This is a genomic window from Desulfobulbaceae bacterium (assembly GCA_013792005.1).
Lineage (GTDB): Bacteria > Desulfobacterota > Desulfobulbia > Desulfobulbales > VMSU01 > VMSU01.
The window spans coordinates 16,731-38,723 of the sequence record VMSU01000229.1; the positions used below are offsets into that span (position 1 = coordinate 16,731).

Below are 21,993 nucleotides of genomic sequence, written 5' to 3' on the forward strand. Positions count from 1 at the left end.
AAAACAATCCCTTGAACAGAATTAACGTTGCTAAACCATCATCCTTTGATCACCGCCAAAGGTCGTAACTCGACAATAACTTCAATCAAATCAAGCTGATTATCAATCACCTCATCAATATCTTTATAGGCCCCTGCCGCCTCCTCCAGATCCGAGGTATGACGGATGGCATGGATGATCCCCTGGTCCTCCAGCCGTTTCTGCTCCTGCTGAAGGTCCAACTGACGCTGGGCCTGCTTCCGACCCATCTTCCTCCCTGCACCATGAGCACACGAGGCAAAGCTTTCCGCGTTACCCAAACCCTTGACGATATAACTTGGCGTCCCTTGTGAACCGGGAATGATCCCGACTTCACCGGGGAGAGCGCTGGTTGCCCCCTTACGATGAACCACAACACGCTTGGAAAAATGCTCTTCCTCTGCTGCGTAATTATGGGCAATATTAATCAATGGTTCAAAAGTAATCGGCACCAGCACTGCGGCCAAGGCATCCTTAATCCTCTCCATCATCAGTTGCCGGTTGGCATAGGCAAAATCGACGCAATAGCGCATCTCTTTCAAATACGTCTGACCCGGCTTGCTATCCAGTGGCAGAAAATCAAGCTGCCACTTAGGAGGGATTTGAGAGCCCCATTTTCGGTTCAACTCCCCAGCCAGCTTATTGTAATAGTGAGCCACCTTGAAGCCCAGATTCCGGCTGCCGGAATGGACCATCAACCAGATATGACCATCGCTGCCCTTCTGGATCTCGATAAAATGATTCCCCCCGCCCAAGGTGCCTAACTGCCGCAGAGCGCTCCGGTACTCCTGGGAGATGATCGGCATATCATCCACTGTGTACCCTTTGGTCTTCGGCATCAGGGCCGGGTCCTGCCCCTCTTTGTGATGCGCGAAACCAAGTGGGACGGAACTCCGAATCAAACTGAGCACCGCGCGTAATTTCTCGGTGGAGATATTAGTCAATGAAGTCCTGACCGCACACATCCCACAACCGATATCAACTCCCACCGCATTGGGGATCACAGTTCCCTCGGTCGCCATCACACCGCCAATTGGCATTCCATACCCTAAGTGGGCATCAGGCATAATCGCCACATGCCGAAAGACAAAGGGAAGATTAGCCAAGTTTCTGGCCTGCTCAAGGGCACCGGCTTCAATATCATCCAACCAAAGTTTGATCGGATGTTTCTCTGTTTTAATGGTTTTTTTCATACTCATCCCCACTTCATCTCTAAGTCAGATGTCGTCACATCGCCCCAGAGAGAGAAATAATGTTGTATTTCATCATTCCCGCAGGTTTTGGAAGAAATCCGGCCAGATGCAAGCCACTCCAGAGAAAATTATGGGCCAGCAAAAAGACACTGACACCTCTTTATTCCCTCACTATAAAAAGTCTACTTCACCTAATGATACGTTACAAGTGTTTCCTTAACCGCCCCCTGCGCCATCACAACTTGGTGGCACAATCGGGTCGAGAGGATCGCGCAGTAGATTTATATCTTGGTCAGGCAGTCCTCCAAACCAGAAATAATTGCTAAATGTAGCCGGTTATCAGTTTACGCCACACGTTGGACAGGGTATGGTAGTAAAATTATTATCATATTGATGTTCCCTCTCTCCACCAGCAGACGACATGGAACGAATTCTCCCGCAATCACCAATTATCGATTTCTCCAAAGTCAGCAAAATCTACCCGCCTGACGTCATCGCTCTCCGCAACGTTTCGTTCACGGTTCAGCCCGGAGAGACCCTGTTTATTACCGGCATGAGCGGCGCGGGCAAAAGCAGCATGCTCAAGTTGATCTCAGCCATTGAACGCCCCAGCCAGGGTGTGATTCTCGTCGCTGGCCACGATCTCGACAAGATCTCCCCCTCCCAACTTCAAAACCTCCGGCGGCAGATGGGGGTCTCGTTTCAAGATTTCAAGCTCCTCCCAAAACAGTCAGTAGCCGACAATATCGCCATGCCCTTGGAGGTCACCTACACCCCCAAGAAGACCATCCGCGACCGGGTCAACTACCTGTTGGACTCCCTGAACCTCTCTGCAAAACGAGATGTCCGACTCGAAAAACTATCACGCGGGGAACAACAACGGGTAGCCATCGCCCGTGCCGCTGCCAATTACCCACCGCTTCTGCTGGCGGATGAGCCAACTGGTAACCTTGACCAAACGACCACCAAACTGGTGATGGATCTTTTTGACCAACTACGCCGGGCCGGAACCACACTGGTCATTGCGACTCATGACCACTCTCTCTATCAAAACACCAATCACCATGTTCTCGAGTTAACTCAGGGCAGAATCAAATCATCCCCCCCTGTTAACCACCCAGCCTCTGCCACGCTGAAACCAACTCCACTGAACAGACCCTAAGCATAAGTCATGAAGACCCGTTCGATCATCAGCCAAACCGTCCGCAACCTCAGCCAGACCTTCGGTTCGCAAATCATGACCATGGCAACTGTCAGCCTGTCGGTGCTGATCTTCTCTTTCTTCTTCCTGGTGTTTATCAACCTGCAAAAGACAGGCATCCAGCTTGGAGAGTTCATCAAGATTATCGTCTATCTCGAAGAAGAACCCACCGCCACAGAAAAACCACTGATCGAAAAACAAATCAGAAGTTTTACTCCGGTTAATTCAGTAGTTTTCAAATCACGAACAGAGGCCTTCGAGCAGTTAGGTCGACACCTTGGAGCAGACCGTGACCTACTTGCCGATCTCACACCCGATTTCCTCCCGCCGTCCATCGAAGTCCACCCTTCACGAAGCTTAACAGCGCTGACCCAGATCAAAGAGTTTTCAGACTTTCTGGCAACCCTGCCCAAAGCCAAGAAGGTCCAATACGGCAGAGAGTGGATTGAACGGCTGGCAAGCTTAACCCAACTGGTCCGCTTGATCGTGTATCTCAGCGGCGGACTCTTGGTCCTTACCTCAACCTTCATGGTTTCAAGCACCATCCGGCTTACGGTGGTAACCAGACAGGCCGAACTCGAAATTCTGCGCCTGCTGGGCGCTGACTCGGCTTACATCAAGACCCCGCTTTTTTTGGAAGGACTCCTCCAAGGAGCGCTTGGCTCAGGTGTCGGACTCTTGTGCCTATACGGACTATTCTCCTGGGTCCAAGATCACTTCCATGGCCAAACCGCCCTTAACATGATCACCTTCTCCTTTCTCCCTGGAGAAGCTGTCGCTTTGATTTTTGTGGTCAGTATCATCCTCTGCACCCTGGGTAGCCTTATCTCAATCCGCAAATTCCTGCGTATCTGATGCCGATGCACCTCGCCTGCCCCGGATCGAAGATCCGTAATTTCCTCATTGTCGCTATCGGGACTCTTGCCCTAATCCCGCCAATCCCGGCGCTAGCCGAGCAAAATAGACCATCCAGTAATGATCGCCTGAGACAGGTTGAAGAACAACTCGACTCCCACCACGAAAAAATCAAAGAATCACACATCAAAGCCTTAAATCTTGAACAAGAGATGCATCGCATCGACAGCCAGATCGCCAAAGGGCAAAAGAATCTTCAAGAGTTACAGGAAAAATCGAGGCGACAAGAAGAAGCCATCAGCAACAAGGAAGATGAAATCAACCTGATAGTGGCCGAAAAAGATGTTCGAGCCGCTCACATCAAGAAACGACTCGCTGGGCTTTACCAGTCTGGCGAAGTAGGTATTATCAATGCGTTATTCTCGGCTTCAGATCTTGGCGATTTACTGAACCTACAGGAATACGTCCAAGCGCTATTCAAATACGACAAGCAGGTAACTGACGAATTCAAGCGTCAAATCGAGCTGTTGGCTCAAGCCAAAGAGGCCTTGGCCAAGGCCAAGGCCGACCTGGAAGCTCTCATCACCCAAGCCGAAGAAGGAGAAAAGTCCCTGCGTGCCAGCCGTGAGGAACGGGACCAACTGCTAGCACAAGTTCGCACGGAAGTAGAACTCCACCGCCAGGCCACTCAAGCGCTCCAGGACGCCGCAACCAAACTGACCACGACCATTGAACAGGAACGGGCTCGCGAACTTAAGGCTGCCCGGCAGAAAAAGTCCCGGCAATTGCCTAAAACCAAGCCCACCCGACCAGTGAACACTGGATTCCTAGCCGACAAGGGCCGAATGCCTCCTCCGGCAATCGGCCAGATCACCAGAGTATTCGGCCCCTACCAAGACCCTTTCGGCAACGGACTTCGCTCCGACGGCATTGACATTGATGTGCCGCCAGGAACCCCGGTCACGGCTATGCACAGCGGTCGAGTTATCTTCGCCGACACCATGCCCGGATACGGCAACCTGATCATCATCGACCACGACTCCCAATACTACACCCTGACCTCCGGCTTGGCCTCACTAAGCAGGGCCAAGGATGACATCGTCAGCACCGGTGATGTCATCGGCGTCTTTGACCAGGCTCCTGGACTGATCACCCCCGGTCTCCACGTAGAGATCCGCCACGGTTCCACCCCGGAAGATCCGCTCCCCTGGCTCGACACCAGCCAACTTGAGATAGTCCGATGAGCCCAAAGAAATTCATAAGCAGCCTGTTCTTTTTCAGGCATCATAATTACGTATTAATGATGATCCAGTTGTTCACAGCAAGAGAGCGTGGTATGATAAAAATGTGGACGTTTACAGTTCCGGGGGTACCTGTAGTTTCATAATCGTTCACCAGAAGCGTTGAACGTGCGGATTTCACCAGACTGTAAACGTTTACCGGGCGCCCCTGGTGAACGGTTGCATAAAATTACGGCAATCAGGGCGCCAAAGCACCTCCACCTGCCACGGACCCGTCAGAAGCCTAAGTCTCAAACAACACACCCCTGCCATTAATGATAAAGGATACCATGTCAAACCATACAACCCGTTCCCTCTCGCTACATCGTAAACTTCTTGTGCTTGGCGTAGCCATGCTGTGTCTCAGCGCATCCTTAAGTCAGGCCAAAGAACAGGATACCTACAAAAGCCTCGAAACTTTTGCCAATGTCCTCAGTATCCTGGAGAATAATTATGTCGAGGAGATCAAAACCGACGAGGTGGTCCAGGGCGCCATCAAAGGGATGCTTGATGTCCTTGATCCCCACTCCTCCTACATGAAGCCTGAGAGCTTCAAAGACTTGCAGATAGAGACCAAGGGAAGCTTCAGTGGCATCGGTATCGAAATCACCCAAAAGGACGGGGCGCTGGTTGTGGTCTCGCCTATCGAGGGCACCCCGGCCTTTAAAAAAGGGATACAAGCCGGTGACCGGATCATCAAGATAGATAGTCAATTTACCAAGGATATGAGCCTTATTGAGGCCGTCGAATTACTCCGAGGACCAAAAGGCAGTGCGGTTACCATCGCTATCCTCCGCAAAGGCTGGACAGAACTGCAGGAAATTACCCTCACCCGCGACGATATCCCTATCTACAGCGTCAAGACCAAACTCCTGGAGCCAGGCTATACCTATATCCGAATCACCAATTTCCAGGCCAAAACCACCTCAGACCTCCGGACCGAACTCAACAAGATGATAGAGAAAGGGCCAATCTTGGGGCTTGTCCTCGATCTCAGGAATAACCCAGGGGGCTTATTGGACCAGGCGGTCAATGTCTCCGACCTCTTCCTCGATTCGGGCCTGATCGTATACACCAAGGGTCGGCTCTCGGAACAAAGCATGGAATATAAGGCCCACTCCGGCGGCCCACACTATGATTTCCCTATGATCGTACTAGTCAACGGAGGCAGCGCCTCGGCATCAGAGATCGTGGCCGGCGCCCTCCAGGACCACAAAAGGGCCTTGATCTTAGGGGAACAAACCTTTGGCAAAGGCTCGGTACAAACCATCTTCCCTTTAAACAACGGGGCAGGACTCAGGGTCACCACCGCCCGCTACTACACCCCGAACGGAACGTCGATCCAAGCCAAAGGAATCACCCCGAACCTGGTCATCCCCCTCCAGACTGTTAGCGACGAAAACAATAGCATCCTTCCATCAGGCATGATCAAGGAAAAGGACTTGAGTCACCACATCAAAAACGGCAATGAGCTACAGGGCGAAGACAAAAAAGAGAAGGACCCCAAAAACGACAAGAAGGAAAAAGATACTGAGGAAGATACGCGGATGAAGGATGACAATCAATTACAGACCTCCCTCATGCTGTTAAAAGGAGAGAGCATTTTTGGCCTGCTGAAAAAATAACCTGATCCAGGGCCAATGAGTCCTAACCTTTTTTTGACGCCTCATGTTGCTGCTTGGTATAGGTATGATGGAGGGGTATATGGAGGGGTATCCGGAGGACGCTATTCCTCGTTTGAGTCGAGACAGTAATGATACCCGCACTATTTGAGAAACGAGAGTGTTTTTGAGAGGGAAAAATTGTCTTCGGAATTGATCTCGAGGAATAACTGATTAGCTGGTGCAGCGCATGTCCCAGTCCTTCCTGATACCGTTGTTTGGTGAATCGAAACACCAGTATCAGGAAGGAAGGTTTTTTTAGTGGATAGCTTTTAATCTATCCGTAGTTTGTCCAGCTGTTTTCAGATTGAATATCCAGGTTGAAAATTCAGATCTTAAGATCTCGAAGTCTGCATGGCCAATAAGCTCTCGACCTGCTGAGGGGTCAGGTAATTCCTTTTTATGGCAACCTGCCCAAACTTACTGCCAGTTTCACCATTCTGGCAGAAAAGAATTTGCGCCGTGTCTTCAAGGGTTAACCATCTCTGTGCTCGTGCGAGTTCGCCAATCCGGCTGATTTTAGCCGTATTTTCATGGGCGTTAACATCAATTTCATTCTCAAGAAGTTCGCCAACCGTTCCTTCAGCTTTCTGAACGTCATAAAACTCCCTTTTCAGATTAATAATCCAGGCGGGGATGGAAATGGCAAAGAAAATTACTGCAGCAATAAGAACCTTCTGCCAGACATATCCCTCAACGCTGACACCAAATGGATAGGCTAACATTGCGAAGTAGAACATTGACATCACGATACACAACGCTGTCTTCTTCTCTGCACTTAACTTTTGGGTTGTTTTGTTAGTGTTCATGGCGCACCTCCTTAGGTTTGCTTGGTTCCTTTTCCCATCTTTAGGATCCCTTCTTTATTGTCTCTTGCCTATTAACATAGCAATCATGATGCCAAGCATAGAATAAAAAGTATTTGGGCAGAATAAATCCTGATTGCCATGCAGTGGCAATCCATTGGGAAAAAGACTTACTCTTCTATGAACGTTATCATCGCCATGGCGGGAAACCCTACGAGACAGCCATCTTCCCAGGTTTGCTGCCTTCACAGAAATAACAACAATGTCATTGAATATAATTGAGTGGAAAAAAGCAAAAAATTCACCTCAGCTAATGCAGCAGCAGAAATTACCTGCTGGGAACAGTAAAACATACCGTTGATTGTTTTGCAAAAGAGGCCAGAATCAACGGAATGGTTAATTAATATTGCAATAATGCAATTTAAAGCGTTGCATTATTGCATACCTGCAACCTGTAACAAAAAACCAACCCCCACTAGCGCAACCAGACCCCTATTTGAGGCTTGCCATATCAATGACGAACCTGTAGCGCACATCACTTTTGATCACTCGCTCGTAAGCCTCATTGACTTTTTGGATCGGGATCACCTCAACATCAGAAAACACACTATGTTCAGCACAAAAATCAAGCATCTCCTGGGTCTCACGAATTCCACCAATGAGTGACCCTGCAAGATGCCTTCGCTGCATGACCAGTGGCGCGGCAGAAAGGGGAATAGGATCGGGTATGCCAACCAGAACCATTGTCCTGTCACGTTTCAACAGTTCAAGGTAAGCGTTGTAGTCATGCTGAGCCGACACCGTGTCCAAGATAAAATCAAATTTTTTTGAATTTTCCTTAAATGCTATAGGATTACTGGTAACAACAAAATCATCTGCGCCAAGGGCTCTGGCATCAGCTTTTTTATTGGCAGAATGGCTGAGAACAGTGACCGTAGCCCCCATCGCCTTAGCTATTTTTACTCCTATGTGACCAAGTCCACCGAGTCCCACAATGGCAACTTGGTCTCCAGTCTTGATAGCGTATTGTCTTAGAGGAGAATATGTGGTGATCCCAGCACAGAGGAGAGGAGCAACACGTTCAAGTGGCATTCCTGGTGGAATACGCAGGACGTAATCTTCATTCACCGTAATACGAGTCGAGTAACCACCATACGTTGGGGTCTTGCCATCACGTTCATAACAATTATAAGTAAAACTCGTCCCGTGCTCACAGAATTGCTCTTCACCCTCCCTGCAGGCATCACATTCGCGACAAGAATCAACGAAGCATCCCACCCCTACTCTATCACCCACCTGCCACCTATTAACCTGGGTACCCACCTTGGCTACTTTTCCCACAATTTCATGGCCTGGAACCATCGGAAAAATAGATCCACCCCATTCATCTCTGGCTTGATGAATATCAGAATGGCAAATACCACAGTAGAGAATGTCGATCAAAACATCGTGTGGACCAGGTTCTCGACGCTCAATGGCATGAGGAATCAGGGCTGATTTTGCTGTCATGGCGGCATACGATGAAATGGTGTGCATGTTGAACCTCCTTGGTTAAATGACATAATTACTGAGTATCATATTTTCAGCCCACCAGGCCAATTGACACCTGGACCCGAACAACCTCTTTTCTTTCTGTTATCGACTACCTAACTCCCTACACTGCACGACATGTCCTTGTTCCAAACATGATAACCCGAAAAAAATTGACTTCCACACAGTGTTCTGATATTTTTTTATGGTATTATAATAAAATTATAATTAGTTTTTCAAGAGTATAAATAGAGGTTAGTCAAATTGAACTAACGTTATTTTTCTTCATACAACTCTTTCATTTCTCTAAAAGACAGATCCAGGGTTAACCTGGATGAGCTCAACACCACTCACTTGTCATTGACTGGGAAACCATCCATGCACAAAACATCCCATCCTACACCTCAAACCACCACCAGGACATGACACACAGGCTCTGAGTATAATAACAGAAGACGACATCTTAAGAAATTGTCCAGAGAATTATCCGTCTATGAAGACAGAGACAACAGACAGACAAGGCTTAATCATCACCCATTACAGTATCCCCAAAGGTAAGGGAGGAAAGGGTATGAAAAAAACACCCATAATCGGTATCCTGTCACTATTATTCCATTTGATCCTATTAGCAGAGGGGTTCGCAGCAACAAAAATTTATCTGCCCAATGCCATGCAGATACAGGCTCAAGCCAAACAGGTCCAAACTCTTTCGATCCAGAGCCTGGAATCCACACTTGGACTGACCCCGCAAGAAGGATTGCAACTCCTGGGGCAAAGAACAGACGAAAGCGGTATCACCCACAGCCGGTATCGTCAACTATTCAACGGCATCCCTATTTGGGGCCATCATATCATCGTCGTCAGAAATGTAGCTGACCAAGTCATCAGCATCCATGGGACTAAAGTGGCGGAAATCGCCGCTGACCTCACAAGTCCATCCCTGGCGCCTTCTACCTTGACCTCCCAAGCCGCCTTGGAACAAATGAAACAACGACATATCGCCAACAGTTCATCACCGGGCCTGTCGTGGATATTTAAGAATGAAGTCAACAAAACCGTAATCTCCCTCGACGGGGACAATCTGGCTCGCATCTGCTACCTAATCTCTTTTGTTGCTGATACAGAGATGGGTGGACACCCATCGCGTCCTGTCATCCTCCTTAATGCCGCAACCGGCGAGATCATCTCAGAATTTGACGGATTGACCCATGCCAACGGAACCGGTCCTGGCGGTAATGAAAAAATAGGCTTGTATCATTACGGGCAGGAATTTCCCCCTCTTGAAGTCTTCGCTGTCGGGGGGCAGTGCACGATGAACATCGCCAAGGTCAAAACAGTCAACCTGAATCACAACTCTTCTGGCTCAACAGCCTATACATACGCCTGCTATGAAAACACCTTCAAGACTATCAATGGCGCTTACTCACCCATCAATGACGCTCACTTCATGGCAACCACAGTGCATGACATGTACAAAAACTGGTTCAAGATCACGCCGCTCAACTTCCAGATCGTGATAGGGGTCCATTACAGCAACAACTATGACAATGCCTTCTGGGATGGCTCTTCAGTCTCTATTGGCGATGGATGGTATAATTACTACCCGCTGGTTGGCCTGAATGTAATATCCCATGAGATCAGCCATGGTTTCACTGAACAACATTCCGATCTGATATATTCCGGAGAGTCGGGTGGGATCAATGAGGCCTTTTCCGATATAGCCGGCGAAGCGGCCGAATTTTACTTAAAGGGGACCAACGATTTTTTGGTGGCCAATGATATTCGCAAGGGCCCCGGAGCGTTGCGTTACATGGATAATCCACCAGAAGACGGCAAGTCCATCGACAGCGCCAATGCCTATGTAAACGAGATGAATGTCCATTACAGCAGTGGTGTTTTTAACAAGGCCTTTTATCTGCTGGCCACCACTCCTGGCTGGGACACCCGCAAGGCATTTGCGGTTTTCGTCAAGGCCAACCAAGACTACTGGGAGCCCAGCACCAATTTTTTTCAAGGTGCCGAGGGAGTTCGGGACGCGGCCATCAGTCTCGGATACTCCTCCAAGGATGTCCAAAATGCCTTTGCTGCTGTTGACATTTACATCGATGTCCCACAGGGGTTGAATGCTGTTTTTTCGACCTACACGGACCAGTTGACGGTTAATTTTACCGATGCCAGCACCTGCTCAAACTGCACCATTGTTGACTGGCAATGGGATTTTGGCGATGGCCAAACCTCTGCCGATCAAAATCCGTCCCACACCTATGGGACGGAAGGGAGTTACACTGCCACCCTAACCGTGACCGATAGTGTCGGCGGAACAGCCAGCGTAAGCAATATCGTCCAGGCAGGAATGGTACTGGACTATTGCGAAACCGGAGGCTATAAACAATCCTATGAATGGATCAAGACGTTGACGGTGGAGAACTTTACCCACTCCTCTGGCCCCAGCGGTTATTCTGATTTCGCTTCAGAGGTCATCGAATTACAAAAAGATACCACAACTGAGGTGAACCTGACCCCTGGTTTTTCCTCTGCCGCATTTAAGGAATACTGGCGCATTTGGGCGGATTTAAACCGTGACGGGGATTTTGAGGATGTTGGGGAGAAGTTGTTCGAAGGCAACGGCACCGGGGCGGTCAAAGGCACTATCACCATCCCGATTGCCGCAATTGACGGAGCAACCCGACTGCGGACAGGGATGAAATATGGTGGATACCCTGAACCTTGCGGCAATTTCAACTACGGTGAGGTGGAAGACTATACCTTATTCATCGGGACAGGCAACCCGACGCCGCAGGCAGCGTTCAGCTATTCCGTAAGCGGACTGACTGTGAGCTTTACCGATTCAAGCATCAACCCAGCTGGCAACATTGAGAGCTGGCACTGGGATTTTGGTGACGGCGACCAGTCCAGCGAGCAGCATCCCCAGCACACCTATGCCTCTCCCGGCACCTACCAGGTCACCCTGACAATAACCGACAGTAGCGGGCTGACAGGCAGTGAAGACCAATCGCTGACCCTGTCCGGCCCGAGTGCGAACTTCCATTCCGCAGCGGCCAAGTTGACCGTGACCTTCACCGACCAGAGCACGGCCCCTACCAGCACCATCGTTGACTGGCACTGGGATTTTGGTGATGGCGGCCAATCATTCGAGCAACATCCAGTCTACCCCTATGCGGCTACCGGCACCTTCACAGTGACCCTGACAGTGACGGATAAGTACGGACTGACTGACAGCGTCGCCAAACTGGTGACCGTGAGTGACAAGGCGACCTACTGTTCCAGCATGGGCAACAGTCAGAGCTTTGAATGGATCACCCAGGTCACGGTAGGAGCCTATGCCAAAAATTCCGGCGCTGCCGGGTATTCTGACTTCACAAATCAAATCTTCACGGTGCAAAAGGAAATTCCGACAACGTTGTCTCTAACCCAGGGATTTACCGGTACACCATATAAAGAATTCTGGCGGGTTTGGGCCGATTTGAATCAGGATGGCGATTTCGACGATGCTGACGAATTATTGTTTCATGGCACAGGAGGGACAGTAGTCAACAGCACAATCACCCTCCCACCAACAGTAGCGGTCGGCACCACCAGACTGCGGGTATCAATGCGATACGGCTTGTATCCCAGTTCGTGCGGCACCTTCTCCTACGGTGAGGTGGAAGATTACACCCTCCAGATCAGTAGTAGTAACATCGGACCACAGACTGCCTTCAGCCACACGGTTGAGGGGCTCACAGCCAGCTTCACTGATATGAGCAGCGGCGATATTGTCGAACGACACTGGGATTTTGGCGACGTCAGCCAATCCAGTGACCAACATCCGATTCATACCTATGTGATCGCAGGCACCTATGCCGTGACCCTGACGGTGACCGATGGCAATGGCCTGACAGGCTCCGCAACCCAGTTAGTCACGGTGGGCGAAGGAGGATTAAATTACTGTGAGACCAAGGGAAACACCCAAACCTATGAGTGGATCGCTCAAGTGGAGGCGGGACTGCAGACCAAAACGTCAGGTCCAGGCGGGTATTCGAATTTCACGGAGCTGATAATCAATATCCAGAAGGGGGCATCCATGACGATTAAAATGACACCTGGTTTTGCCAATTCTCCTTTTTCTGAATACTGGCGTCTCTGGGCAGACTTAAACCATGACGGCGATTTTAACGATTCAGGTGAGCTGCTGTTCGAAGGCACAGGCAAGGCTTCGGTCATTGGCATGATCACGATCCCGGCCGATGCCATCACAGGGGCCACGCGCCTTCGAACTGCCATGCGCTACAACAACTATCCACCGGCATGCGGCACCTTTAACTACGGCGAGGTCGAGGACTATACTCTCAACATCCAATAAGAGGGGCATCAAATGCACGGTGTCGACGGCTGATAAACTCATCGTTTTCTGCCACGAGCTGATAACCAGGCCAGAGGACGACATTTCAAACTGACGTGCAATCAGATTGACTCAACACTGCCGGAACATTATTGATTGAGATGGTCAAGTAAAGATAAACAACCTTACAAAACCAACTCCGACCAACCTCTGATCGAAGATCAAATCACCGCCGTTGCACAGTATTGGTTCCAGCCCCGCCCTAAGCTTGCGGAGCGTTGGGGGCAATTTTTATTTCCACTCTGCGGTTCATCTGACGACCTGACTCGGTGTCATTGGTAGCGATTGGCTTAGACTCACCAAAGGCTTGAACCTCGATTCGACTCGGAACTATCCCCCTGTCGATGAAAAGCGATTTGACGGACTCAGCCCTACGTTGAGAAAGCTCCATGTTAGCTGAGTCAGAGCCGCGAGAATCGGTATGACCTTCAATCATAACGACAGTGTCTGGGTAATTTTGCAGAACATTGGCGATTCGGTCAATTTCTGAGTAGAGTCCAGATCGAACTGCCGATGAATTAGTATCAAAGGTTACATCTCCCTTAAGGCTGATAGCCAACAAATCACCTTGACGCTGAATTGTAGCCGCTTCCGATTGGCCGATTGCCTGCCGCATATCCCTCTCCTGGTTGTCCATCATGCGGCCATAACCTGCCCCACCCAGTCCACCGATAGCTGCGCCGATAGCTGCGCCAACCAGGGTTGCCTTGGTGTCTCTGCCTGCCAGTTGGCCAACACCTGCTCCAACTGCGGCCCCGCCCGCAGCCCCGTACATGCCACCTTTCTGTGTATTGGTTTGAGGCACGCAACCAGAAAAGAGCAGCGTTAATCCAACTGAAATAATGATCGTTTTTTTCACTTGTCTACCTCATTATGTTTTTGGTGTCCGCCGCAAAGACCAGCACAATCACCAGGTCTATGCAACGCACGATATTGATCCTTTTAGTGATGTCAAAAATAGCATCTGTTAAAAAGGTCGAAATTACGACAACCAGTGATACCTCTGTATCAGTCTAGATAGCTGTCGATTAAAGCAACGTTAATTCGAACTCGTTGCAAAAGTCAATAACTTTCCTAGTAATTAACTCAGTCGATACCCTGATTCTACAAAAGATCGACTATTTATCCTGCACTCGACATGCACCGTCCATATAGAATACTGAGCAAGGTGAGTATCAATTACCCTCATGAGATACTATAGCGTCAATTCAACGCTCCGCCAGCACCCACCAATTAAATCTGCAGACTTAACAAAATGGCAGCACACCCCAAATCATAAAGCAACTTCACATAATGCAACTAATCGAAAACATGCTCCATTACGAGTGGAGACAGCTGCTCTACATAAAATAAGCGGGAAATGCACAAGAACACTACCACGAAAGTAGTGAGCCCAGTGATCTAACAGCGCCAGTCATCCTGGCAAGCTGTTGAGCTGAGATACCCAACAGGGTCTGAGAGTTACTATCCGCTCCTTTTTCTAGCAGATAGGCAACAATATCGCGATGTCCGAACATCGCAGCAAACATCAGCGGAGTTTTACCGCCACCGTTATCGGCATTAACATTTGCCCCGGCTTCAACCAGTATTCTTGCCAGAGCAAGATTTCCCTTGAAGGCGACACCTCCCAAGGGTGTCTGTCCGTGGTCATTGCGGCGCTCAAGGTCCGAACCAAACTCCATAAGAATCCGGGTCGTCTCTTCATGTCCGTGATAGGCAGCGAGCATCAACAGAGTGTTCCCCCTGCCATCACTTAAGTTTACCGGCATACCTGCCTGTAGCATGCCTATCAGCAGTTCCGTGTCGCCTGACCGGGCGCTTTCCAGAGCAAGGGACTGCAGCTCGATATAGCGTTTTTCTTCTGATTCGCTGAGAAGCATAATGTTTCAAAGATATCTTTCTTATCGCAAGCGGCCCATAGATTTCCCCCATGAGCCGCTTGGCATCATCCTCTTATGTGCCTGGATTCCAGTTAACTCCCAAAGCTGCAGCGACTCCTGCAGCATACGCTGGATTCGCCTTATGAAAATGTCCTAACTGGCGAGTGACTATCTCCAAAGGCACTCCGGCCATTGCCTCGGCCAAGTTACCGAAGAGCTGTGCTTTTTGCTCAGTGCTCATCAGCTTGAATAACGCGCCTGGCTGAGAATAATCTTCATTACCCTCACGGTGATTATAGTGATCAGCATCGCCTGAAATTTTCAGTGGTGGTTCAAGAAAACTCTGATCCTCCATCGGTCCGTCAAAACTATTGGGTTCGTAGTAGGCATCCGGACCACCTGGGGCGTCAAATCGCATGGAGCCGTCCATGTGGTAGGTGTGCACCTGATTTAAAGGACGATTCACCGGCAGCAACTCGTAGTGAGTACCGACCCGATAGCGATGGGCGTCGGCATATGAAAATACCCTGGCCTGAAGCATCTTGTCCGGAGACCAGCTTATGCCAGGCACGATATTGGAAGGACTGAACGAAGATTGTTCTACCTCGGCAAAATAATTCTCCGGATTACGATTTAACTCAAGAATGCCCACATCGATAGCCGGGTAATCCTGATGGGGCCAAACTTTAGTCAAATCGAAGGGGTTGAGGTGGTAAGTCTCAGCTTCTTTCTCAGGCATGATCTGTACTTGGACTTTCCAACGAGGATAATTTTTCCCCTCAATGGACTCATACAAATCACGCTGGTTACTTTCCCGGTCCTTGGCGACAATGGATTCAGCCTCCTGGTTGGTTACACATTGAATCCCTTGCTCGGTCTTAAAATGGAACTTCACCCAGAAACGCTCCCCAGCCGCATTGATCAAGCTGTAAGTATGCGACCCGTACCCATTAATATGGCGATAACTTTTAGGTAAACCGCGATCGGAAAAAAGGATGGTAACCTGATGAAGACTTTCCGGGGAAAGCGACCAGAAATCCCACATGGCAGTCGCACTACGCATGTTAGTACGGGGGTGACGTTTCTGAGTATGGATAAAATCCGGGAACTTAAGTGGGTCCCGGACAAAGAAAACCGGGGTATTGTTACCCACCAAATCCCAATTCCCTTCCTCTGTATAAAACTTTAAGGCAAAGCCTCGTACATCACGCTCCGCATCTGCTGCACCACGTTCTCCGGCAACAGTCGAAAAACGGAGAAACACCGGGGTTTCCTTCCCCTTTTGGGAGAAAAGCTTGGCCTTAGTATACTTGCTGAGGTCATTGGTGATCGTAAGTGTGCCATAGGCCCCTGAGCCTTTGGCATGAACTACCCGCTCCGGCACACGCTCCCGGTTTTGATGGGCAAGCTTTTCGATTAACTGATAATCCTGAAGCAGCAGGGGGCCGCGAGCGCCTGCGCTGAGCGAGTTCTGATTATCAGCAACGGGATTGCCGCCACTAGTGGTCATTACGGTTTTACTTTTTGCCATTATGAACCTCCTTTTTTTTATTATGACAAATTCGTCATTACTCATTTAATAAAATGATCATATCAGATGATATAGATTAACATCAACAGCAAAGTATGGTTTATCTACTAGGAAATCAACATAATTTAAATAACTATATCAGAATATTTCTTACTCTAAAGACAAAAAAAATTCTCGCCCCTTTACGGAGGAGTTAGGGTACACTTTCCACAAACCCCGTGCACAGTGATATTCTTCTTCTCAATCCATCCCCAATCTTTGACAGTTTCAGGCAGTGGATCTTCATCAAATGAATTCCATCTAAAATCAGTGATAGTCCCACATTTTCTACAAATAGCGTGATGGTGTCGGTCCATCTCGACTTCATAACGGGCCTGGCTCTCAACCGTTTCAACTTTGGAAATAAGCTGATATTTCTCCAATGTTGCTAACGTTCGATACACTGTATCAAGGGAGAGAAAGGCAAGCCTCTTCTGCAGCCTCTTGTGGAGTGATTCCGCAGATGGATGATCCTCTGCAGAGGCAAGTTCTCGAAATATTTCCAGCCGCTGATGGGTAAGTTTGAGACCAGCGCCCCGACAGGCCTGCTCAAAATCAAGTATTTTTTTATCAAGGTTAGCCCGTCTTTGTTTTTTCAAGATTGATCCCTCATGCTAATTAGGAATAATTCTTACACCTAACATATAGCTGATTATGATGATGGTCAAGCCCTTTTTAAAACTGGGAATCAAGTTTGGTATTGCTTGTCCCCAACAACCTCCCTCCCCTTCCATAATTTGTAAATGGCAGGATACACCAAAAGCTCCAAGGCAAAAGAAGTAATCAGTCCGCCGATCATAGGAGCGGCAATCCGCTTCATGACATCAGATCCAGCCGATGTCGACCACATAATCGGTAAAAGTCCCATGAAAGCCGCGGCAACGGTCATCATTTTGGGCCGAGCCCGTTTCACCGCCCCGTGAAGAATGGCCTCATCCAGGTCGGCCATAGTTTTCAAAGCACCCTTGGCCTTGGCATCGTTATAGGAGAGATCGAGGAACAGGAGCATAAACACCCCTGTTTCCGCATCCAGACCCAGCAGGGCTATCATCCCTACCCAGGCAGCAATGGAAACGTTATAATCCAGAAAATAGAAGAGCCAAATAGCTCCGATAGTCGAAAAGGGAACGGCAAGCATCACCACCGAGGCCTTAAAAGCGCTCTTGGTATTGATGTACAGCAACACAAAAATCAAGGCCAGCGTCAGAGGAACCACGACCTGCAGTCTCTCTCGTACCCTGATCATATTCTCGTATTGCCCACTCCACTGCAGGACATAGCCTGGCTCAAGCTCCAACTTATCAGCCACCGCCTGCTTAGCTTCCTCAACGTAACTGCCCACATCACGACCGGCTATATCGACATAGACATAACCGGAGAGAAAACCATTCTCGTTACGAATCATCGCCGGGCCGGTAACCAGACGGATCTCAGCGAGATGAGCCAATGGCACCTGAATGATCCCATTCTCACCAGTAGCCGCCACCAGCACCCGCCCCAACCGGTCGGTATCCTCACGCAATTCGCGCGGGTAACGAATATTGACCGGATATCGCTCCCGACCCTCTACCGTGGTAGTTATATTCTCGCCACCAATAGCAGTCAGAATCACCCGTTGGACCTCATCAATGCTAAGTCCGTACCGGGCAATCTGATCACGCCGCAGATCAAAATCCACGAAATATCCGCCGGTCACCCGCTCGGCAAAAACACTTCGAGTACCAGAAACCTCCCGCACAATACTCTCCAATTGTTCGCCTATGCGTTGAATGGCGTTGAGGTCGGAGCCATAGATTTTAATCCCGACCGGAGTCCTGATCCCGGTTGAGAGCATATCGATACGAGCCTTAATCGGCATAGTCCAAGCGTTGGTAACCCCAGGAATACGTAATGTCTTGTCCATTTCGGCAACCAACTCATCCCACGAGATATGATCCGGCCATACAGTGCGAAATACGGCTTTAAGCCAGTCAGGCGCCCACTCCGAGTACCAACGTTCCTTACCGCGCCACTCACGCTCAGGTTTCAGGATGACCGTAGTCTCCATCATCGAAAATGGCGCGGGGTCAGTCGAGGTGTCAGCCCGACCGGCTTTACCAAACACCCTCTCGACTTCAGGAAATCCTTTTAGAAGCTTGTCTTGGGTCGTCATCAATTCTTGAGCCGCAGCCACAGAAATTCCAGGCAGCGTAGTTGGCATATAGAGGATCGCCCCTTCATTCAATGGCGGCATGAACTCACTGCCAAGCTTAAAATATACAGGCAGACTGATAAGAACCAGAGCAAAAGCAGCAGCTATCACCCCCTTGGGGTGTCGAAGGACGAAACGACAAGCCGGATAATAGACCCGAAAAATGGCCCGACTGATCGGATGCCGCTCTTCGGAAAAATAGGTGCCCACCAAAAAAGTTGAGGCTATTTTGGCTAGGAAACGCGGTTTAAAAACAAAAGGATCAATACGGGCAAAAAGCATTCTGAGGGCTGGGTCAAGAGTAATAGCGAGAATCGCAGCCAAAGCCATCGCCAAAGTCTTGGAATAGGCCAGAGGTTTAAAGAGACGTCCCTCCTGATCTACCAGGACGAAGACCGGCAGGAAGGAGACGGCAATGATGAGCAAAGAGAAAAAAACTGATGGCCCAACCTCCATCAGGGCCGCGAGACGCACACTGTGAAAATCGCCTTTTCGCCCGCCTTCCTGCCAATGGTGGATACGGTTATAAGCGTTTTCCACTTCGACTATCGCTCCATCCACCAATACCCCAATTGAAATGGCAATGCCAGCAAGACTCATGATATTGACTGTCACCCCCATAAGATAGAGCGGTATAAAAGAGAGCAAAACCGATATCGGGATGGTAACGATTGGTACCAGGGCTGACGGGAAATGCCACAGAAATACGAGAATCACCAGGGAGACGATGATCATTTCCATAATCAATTCGTGCTTCAGGGTACCAAGGGCCCGTTGAATGAGATCGGAACGGTCATAGGTGGTGACGAACTCAACCCCTTTGGGCATGGAATACTCAAGATCCTTGATCTTGGCCTTGACCCGGTTAATGACATTCAAGGCATTTTCCCCATGGCGCATCACCACCACTCCACCCACATGGTCCCCAAGACCATCGAGGTCGGAGACACCCCGACGGATTTCAGGCCCCAGCTCCACCCTGGCGATATCCTTAAGTAAAACCGGCACGCCTCCCTCTCCGGTCTTGACCACGATGGTGTCAAAATCGGCAATGTTCCTGGCATACCCTCTGACCCGAACCATATACTCGGTTCCGGCAAACTCGAGCAGTCTCCCGCCAACCTCGTTGTTCGACTTACGCACTGCCTCCATCACCATATCCAGTGACAATCCGTAAGCGACTAGACGGTTAGGATCTACCGTGATCTGATACTGTTTCTGAAATCCACCAATGGAAGCCACTTCTGCCACGCCCGACACCGACTGAATGGCATAGCGCAAAGTCCAGTCCTGATATGAACGTAACTCATCAAGCGAATGCGTTCCGGACTTATCGACCAGTGCATATTGAAACACCCATCCAACACCAGTAGCATCTGGCCCAATCTCGGTCTGCACCCCCTGGGGCAACCGAGATTGGATTTTAGAAAGATATTCCAGAACCCGAGACCGAGCCCAGTAGATATCAGTGCCGTCCTCAAAAATTACGTAGACGTATGAAAAACCAAAATCGGAAAAACCCCGAATCGCCTTAACATGAGGGGCACCAAGCAATGAAGAAACAATCGGATATGTCACTTGATCTTCGATGATATCAGGCGAACGGTCCCACCGTGAATAAATGATAACCTGAGTATCTGAGAGATCAGGCAGGGCATCGAGACGAATGACCTTAAGGGTATAAACCGACACTACCATCAGTGAGACCACCGCCAGAATGGTCATGATCGGATTATTGGCGCAAGCTTTAATAATGCGCTGGATCAAGGAGAGCCTGCCCGACTCACCTGCCTCGGAAGCATGAGGAAGCATTTACTTCCCCCCTCCGCCTGTCATCTTATTCAAAGCGGCTCGCAACTTTGACTCCGAATCCAGGAGAAAATTGGCCTTGACCACCACATTGTCACCAACCTTGACCCCGCCCAGAATTTGAATCTTCCCGCCTCCTCTCACCCCGCTTTTGACTTGGCGTGGCTCAAAGGAGCCTTGCGCAGTTTCTACAAAAACCACCTGACGAACTCCGGAATCGATAATTGCCGAATCAGGGATCGTCACGCCAGTGCCCTTGGCAAGGGCTAAGGTAACATCAACGTACATCTGCGGTTTCAACTTTAAGTCTGGATTAGGAAAATTAAACCGGACCTTAAGTGTCCGGCTATCCGAGGATAGATAAGGAAAAACATAGGCCACGGAACCCTTCAATTCGACCCCCGGTTCATAGGCCAGGGTCAGGATAGCCTCTTGGCCAAGGTGTACTGCGGAAGCCTCGTACTCATAGAGGTCGGCTTCTATCCAGACCTGGGAAAGGTCAGTGATGGTAAACAGTTCCAAGCCCGGCTCAATCTGTTGGCCCTCATAGATCCCCTTTGAGGTAACAAAGCCAGATACCGGCGCATCCAGGGTCACAGTCCGCTGCACAGCGCCGGTCCTTTCCAGCTCATCAATAACCTTCTCAGGCACATCGAAAAGCTCCAGCCGCTTGCGAGCAGACAACAAGAGATTCTTCCCCAAAGTCTTAACATCGGGACTGGATGACGAAGTAAACTTGACTGCCGCTGCCCTTGCGGCCAAAAACTCCTCCTGGGAAGCTAACAACTCAGGAGAATAAATGGACAGCAACGGCTGATCCATAGTGACGATCTGACCAGTGAAGTTGGTATATAAGGTCTCAATCCACCCATCAACCTTGGTATGAACGTGACGGATGCGAGTTTCATCAGGGACCACAATCCCCACCGTCCGCACTGAACGAGCCACGACTTCATTTGTTGCCTTTGCCGTCTGCACTCCTGTCAACCGAAGCGCGTCCTCACCTAACCTGATAGTAGCCATCCCTTCCACCGGCGGGGCAGAAGGATCAAATTCGTCTGAGTAGACAGGAATATAATCCATGCCCATTTCATCTTTATCCGGTGTGTGTGAGGTAATTGTCGGGTCCATGGGGTTACGATAAAAAAGAATAGTGCGCCCTTCGCTTGATTTAGACTTGGAATCAGAAGAATCTCCAAACAGATCGTCAAGATCATCCTTGACCGGAACAACAACCTTGGATTCCCGAGCCGACTCTTCATTCTCAATCTTTACCAGATCCATACCGCAAATCGGGCAAGACCCCGGCTTGTTATCAACAATCGCAGGATGCATGGGACAGATATATTTAACATCAGCTTGGCTTAATTCCGAGTGGTCATGTCCGGTCTGAAAGAACTCCCTGCCGACATAAGCAAACCCAGCAAGTAGCATGATTACAAGGACGACAGCCAAAGTCAGTCTGGTCCGGGTGAAAAGATGACGCTTATTTGGAGGCGGCGTGGGCAACTCGGGAAATTCGTGCATGGTTTTTCCTTTAAATTAAAGCAGTAGGACACAATGGTTCCTACCGCTCGTATTACTCTCCCCTGAGAGT

At 49.5% G+C, this 21,993-nt stretch carries 14 protein-coding genes; 5 read left to right on the forward strand and 9 right to left on the reverse strand.

Annotated elements, in window-relative coordinates; genetic code table 11:
- Positions 1 to 38: 38 nt before the first annotated feature.
- Positions 39 to 1,211: an RtcB family protein gene (locus FP815_14770; GenBank protein MBA3016191.1), complete on the reverse strand. Its 1,173-nt coding sequence runs from the start codon at positions 1,209 to 1,211 to the stop codon at positions 39 to 41.
- A gap of 421 nt (positions 1,212 to 1,632) precedes the next feature.
- On the opposite strand from FP815_14770, the gene ftsE reads away from it, so the two are divergent.
- The 4 genes from ftsE (at position 1,633) to FP815_14790 (ending at position 6,172) form a co-directional block, all read left to right on the forward strand.
- A complete protein-coding gene (gene ftsE / locus FP815_14775) occupies positions 1,633 to 2,373 on the forward strand; it encodes a cell division ATP-binding protein FtsE (protein MBA3016192.1) in 741 nt (246 codons plus the stop codon).
- A 9-nt stretch (positions 2,374 to 2,382) separates the two neighbouring features.
- Positions 2,383 to 3,267 (forward strand): ABC transporter permease, encoded by an 885-nt coding sequence (locus tag FP815_14780; protein ID MBA3016193.1) that lies wholly within the window; start codon positions 2,383 to 2,385, stop codon positions 3,265 to 3,267.
- Positions 3,267 to 4,511, forward strand: coding sequence for a peptidoglycan DD-metalloendopeptidase family protein (locus FP815_14785; protein MBA3016194.1), 1,245 nt, complete (start codon positions 3,267 to 3,269; stop codon positions 4,509 to 4,511). Before FP815_14780 ends, FP815_14785 begins: the two co-directional genes overlap by 1 nt.
- A gap of 326 nt (positions 4,512 to 4,837) precedes the next feature.
- Positions 4,838 to 6,172: a S41 family peptidase gene (locus tag FP815_14790; GenBank protein ID MBA3016195.1), complete on the forward strand. Its 1,335-nt coding sequence runs from the start codon at positions 4,838 to 4,840 to the stop codon at positions 6,170 to 6,172.
- Between the two features lie 371 nt (positions 6,173 to 6,543).
- Here FP815_14790 and FP815_14795 read toward each other — a convergent pair whose 3' ends face one another.
- Positions 6,544 to 7,017 carry a hypothetical protein gene (locus FP815_14795; protein ID MBA3016196.1) on the reverse strand — a complete coding sequence of 158 codons (474 nt, stop codon included), beginning with the start codon at positions 7,015 to 7,017 and terminating at the stop codon, positions 6,544 to 6,546.
- Positions 7,018 to 7,506: 489 nt separating this feature from the next.
- On the reverse strand, positions 7,507 to 8,550 hold the full coding sequence (locus FP815_14800; protein MBA3016197.1) for an NAD(P)-dependent alcohol dehydrogenase: 1,044 nt from the start codon (positions 8,548 to 8,550) through the stop codon (positions 7,507 to 7,509).
- A 487-nt stretch (positions 8,551 to 9,037) separates the two neighbouring features.
- Here FP815_14800 and FP815_14805 point away from each other — a divergent pair, with 487 nt between their 5' ends.
- Positions 9,038 to 12,907 (forward strand): PKD domain-containing protein, encoded by a 3,870-nt coding sequence (locus tag FP815_14805; GenBank protein MBA3016198.1) that lies wholly within the window; start codon positions 9,038 to 9,040, stop codon positions 12,905 to 12,907.
- Positions 12,908 to 13,148: 241 nt separating this feature from the next.
- Here FP815_14805 and FP815_14810 read toward each other — a convergent pair whose 3' ends face one another.
- The 6 genes from FP815_14810 to FP815_14835 all read right to left on the reverse strand — a co-directional run bounded on the left by FP815_14810 (position 13,149) and on the right by FP815_14835 (position 21,923).
- Entirely contained in the window at positions 13,149 to 13,805 is a 657-nt protein-coding gene (locus FP815_14810; protein ID MBA3016199.1) for an OmpA family protein, read from the reverse strand.
- A 514-nt stretch (positions 13,806 to 14,319) separates the two neighbouring features.
- Complete coding sequence (locus tag FP815_14815) at positions 14,320 to 14,829, reverse strand: ankyrin repeat domain-containing protein (GenBank protein MBA3016200.1); 510 nt, start codon at positions 14,827 to 14,829, stop codon at positions 14,320 to 14,322.
- Positions 14,830 to 14,899: 70 nt separating this feature from the next.
- The gene (locus tag FP815_14820) at positions 14,900 to 16,357 is read right to left on the reverse strand and encodes a catalase (GenBank protein ID MBA3016201.1); all 1,458 of its coding nucleotides are present in this window, start codon (positions 16,355 to 16,357) and stop codon (positions 14,900 to 14,902) included.
- A 182-nt stretch (positions 16,358 to 16,539) separates the two neighbouring features.
- Positions 16,540 to 16,995, reverse strand: a complete 456-nt coding sequence (locus FP815_14825) for a transcriptional repressor (GenBank protein MBA3016202.1) — start codon at positions 16,993 to 16,995, stop codon at positions 16,540 to 16,542.
- Between the two features lie 89 nt (positions 16,996 to 17,084).
- Positions 17,085 to 20,354 carry an efflux RND transporter permease subunit gene (locus FP815_14830; GenBank protein ID MBA3016203.1) on the reverse strand — a complete coding sequence of 1,090 codons (3,270 nt, stop codon included), beginning with the start codon at positions 20,352 to 20,354 and terminating at the stop codon, positions 17,085 to 17,087.
- 45 nt (positions 20,355 to 20,399) lie between these two features.
- The gene (locus tag FP815_14835) at positions 20,400 to 21,923 is read right to left on the reverse strand and encodes an efflux RND transporter periplasmic adaptor subunit (protein MBA3016204.1); all 1,524 of its coding nucleotides are present in this window, start codon (positions 21,921 to 21,923) and stop codon (positions 20,400 to 20,402) included.
- Positions 21,924 to 21,993 lie beyond the last annotated feature (70 nt).

Coding starts and splice junctions, on each gene's coding strand:
- FP815_14770 (MBA3016191.1), bottom strand. CDS start 1,211: ATGAAAAAAACCATTAAAACAGAGAAACATCCGATCAAACTTTGGTTG.
- ftsE (MBA3016192.1), top strand. CDS start 1,633: ATGGAACGAATTCTCCCGCAATCACCAATTATCGATTTCTCCAAAGTC.
- FP815_14780 (MBA3016193.1), top strand. CDS start 2,383: ATGAAGACCCGTTCGATCATCAGCCAAACCGTCCGCAACCTCAGCCAG.
- FP815_14785 (MBA3016194.1), top strand. CDS start 3,267: ATGCCGATGCACCTCGCCTGCCCCGGATCGAAGATCCGTAATTTCCTC.
- FP815_14790 (MBA3016195.1), top strand. CDS start 4,838: ATGTCAAACCATACAACCCGTTCCCTCTCGCTACATCGTAAACTTCTT.
- FP815_14795 (MBA3016196.1), bottom strand. CDS start 7,017: ATGAACACTAACAAAACAACCCAAAAGTTAAGTGCAGAGAAGAAGACA.
- FP815_14800 (MBA3016197.1), bottom strand. CDS start 8,550: ATGCACACCATTTCATCGTATGCCGCCATGACAGCAAAATCAGCCCTG.
- FP815_14805 (MBA3016198.1), top strand. CDS start 9,038: ATGAAGACAGAGACAACAGACAGACAAGGCTTAATCATCACCCATTAC.
- FP815_14820 (MBA3016201.1), bottom strand. CDS start 16,357: ATGGCAAAAAGTAAAACCGTAATGACCACTAGTGGCGGCAATCCCGTT.
- FP815_14835 (MBA3016204.1), bottom strand. CDS start 21,923: ATGCACGAATTTCCCGAGTTGCCCACGCCGCCTCCAAATAAGCGTCAT.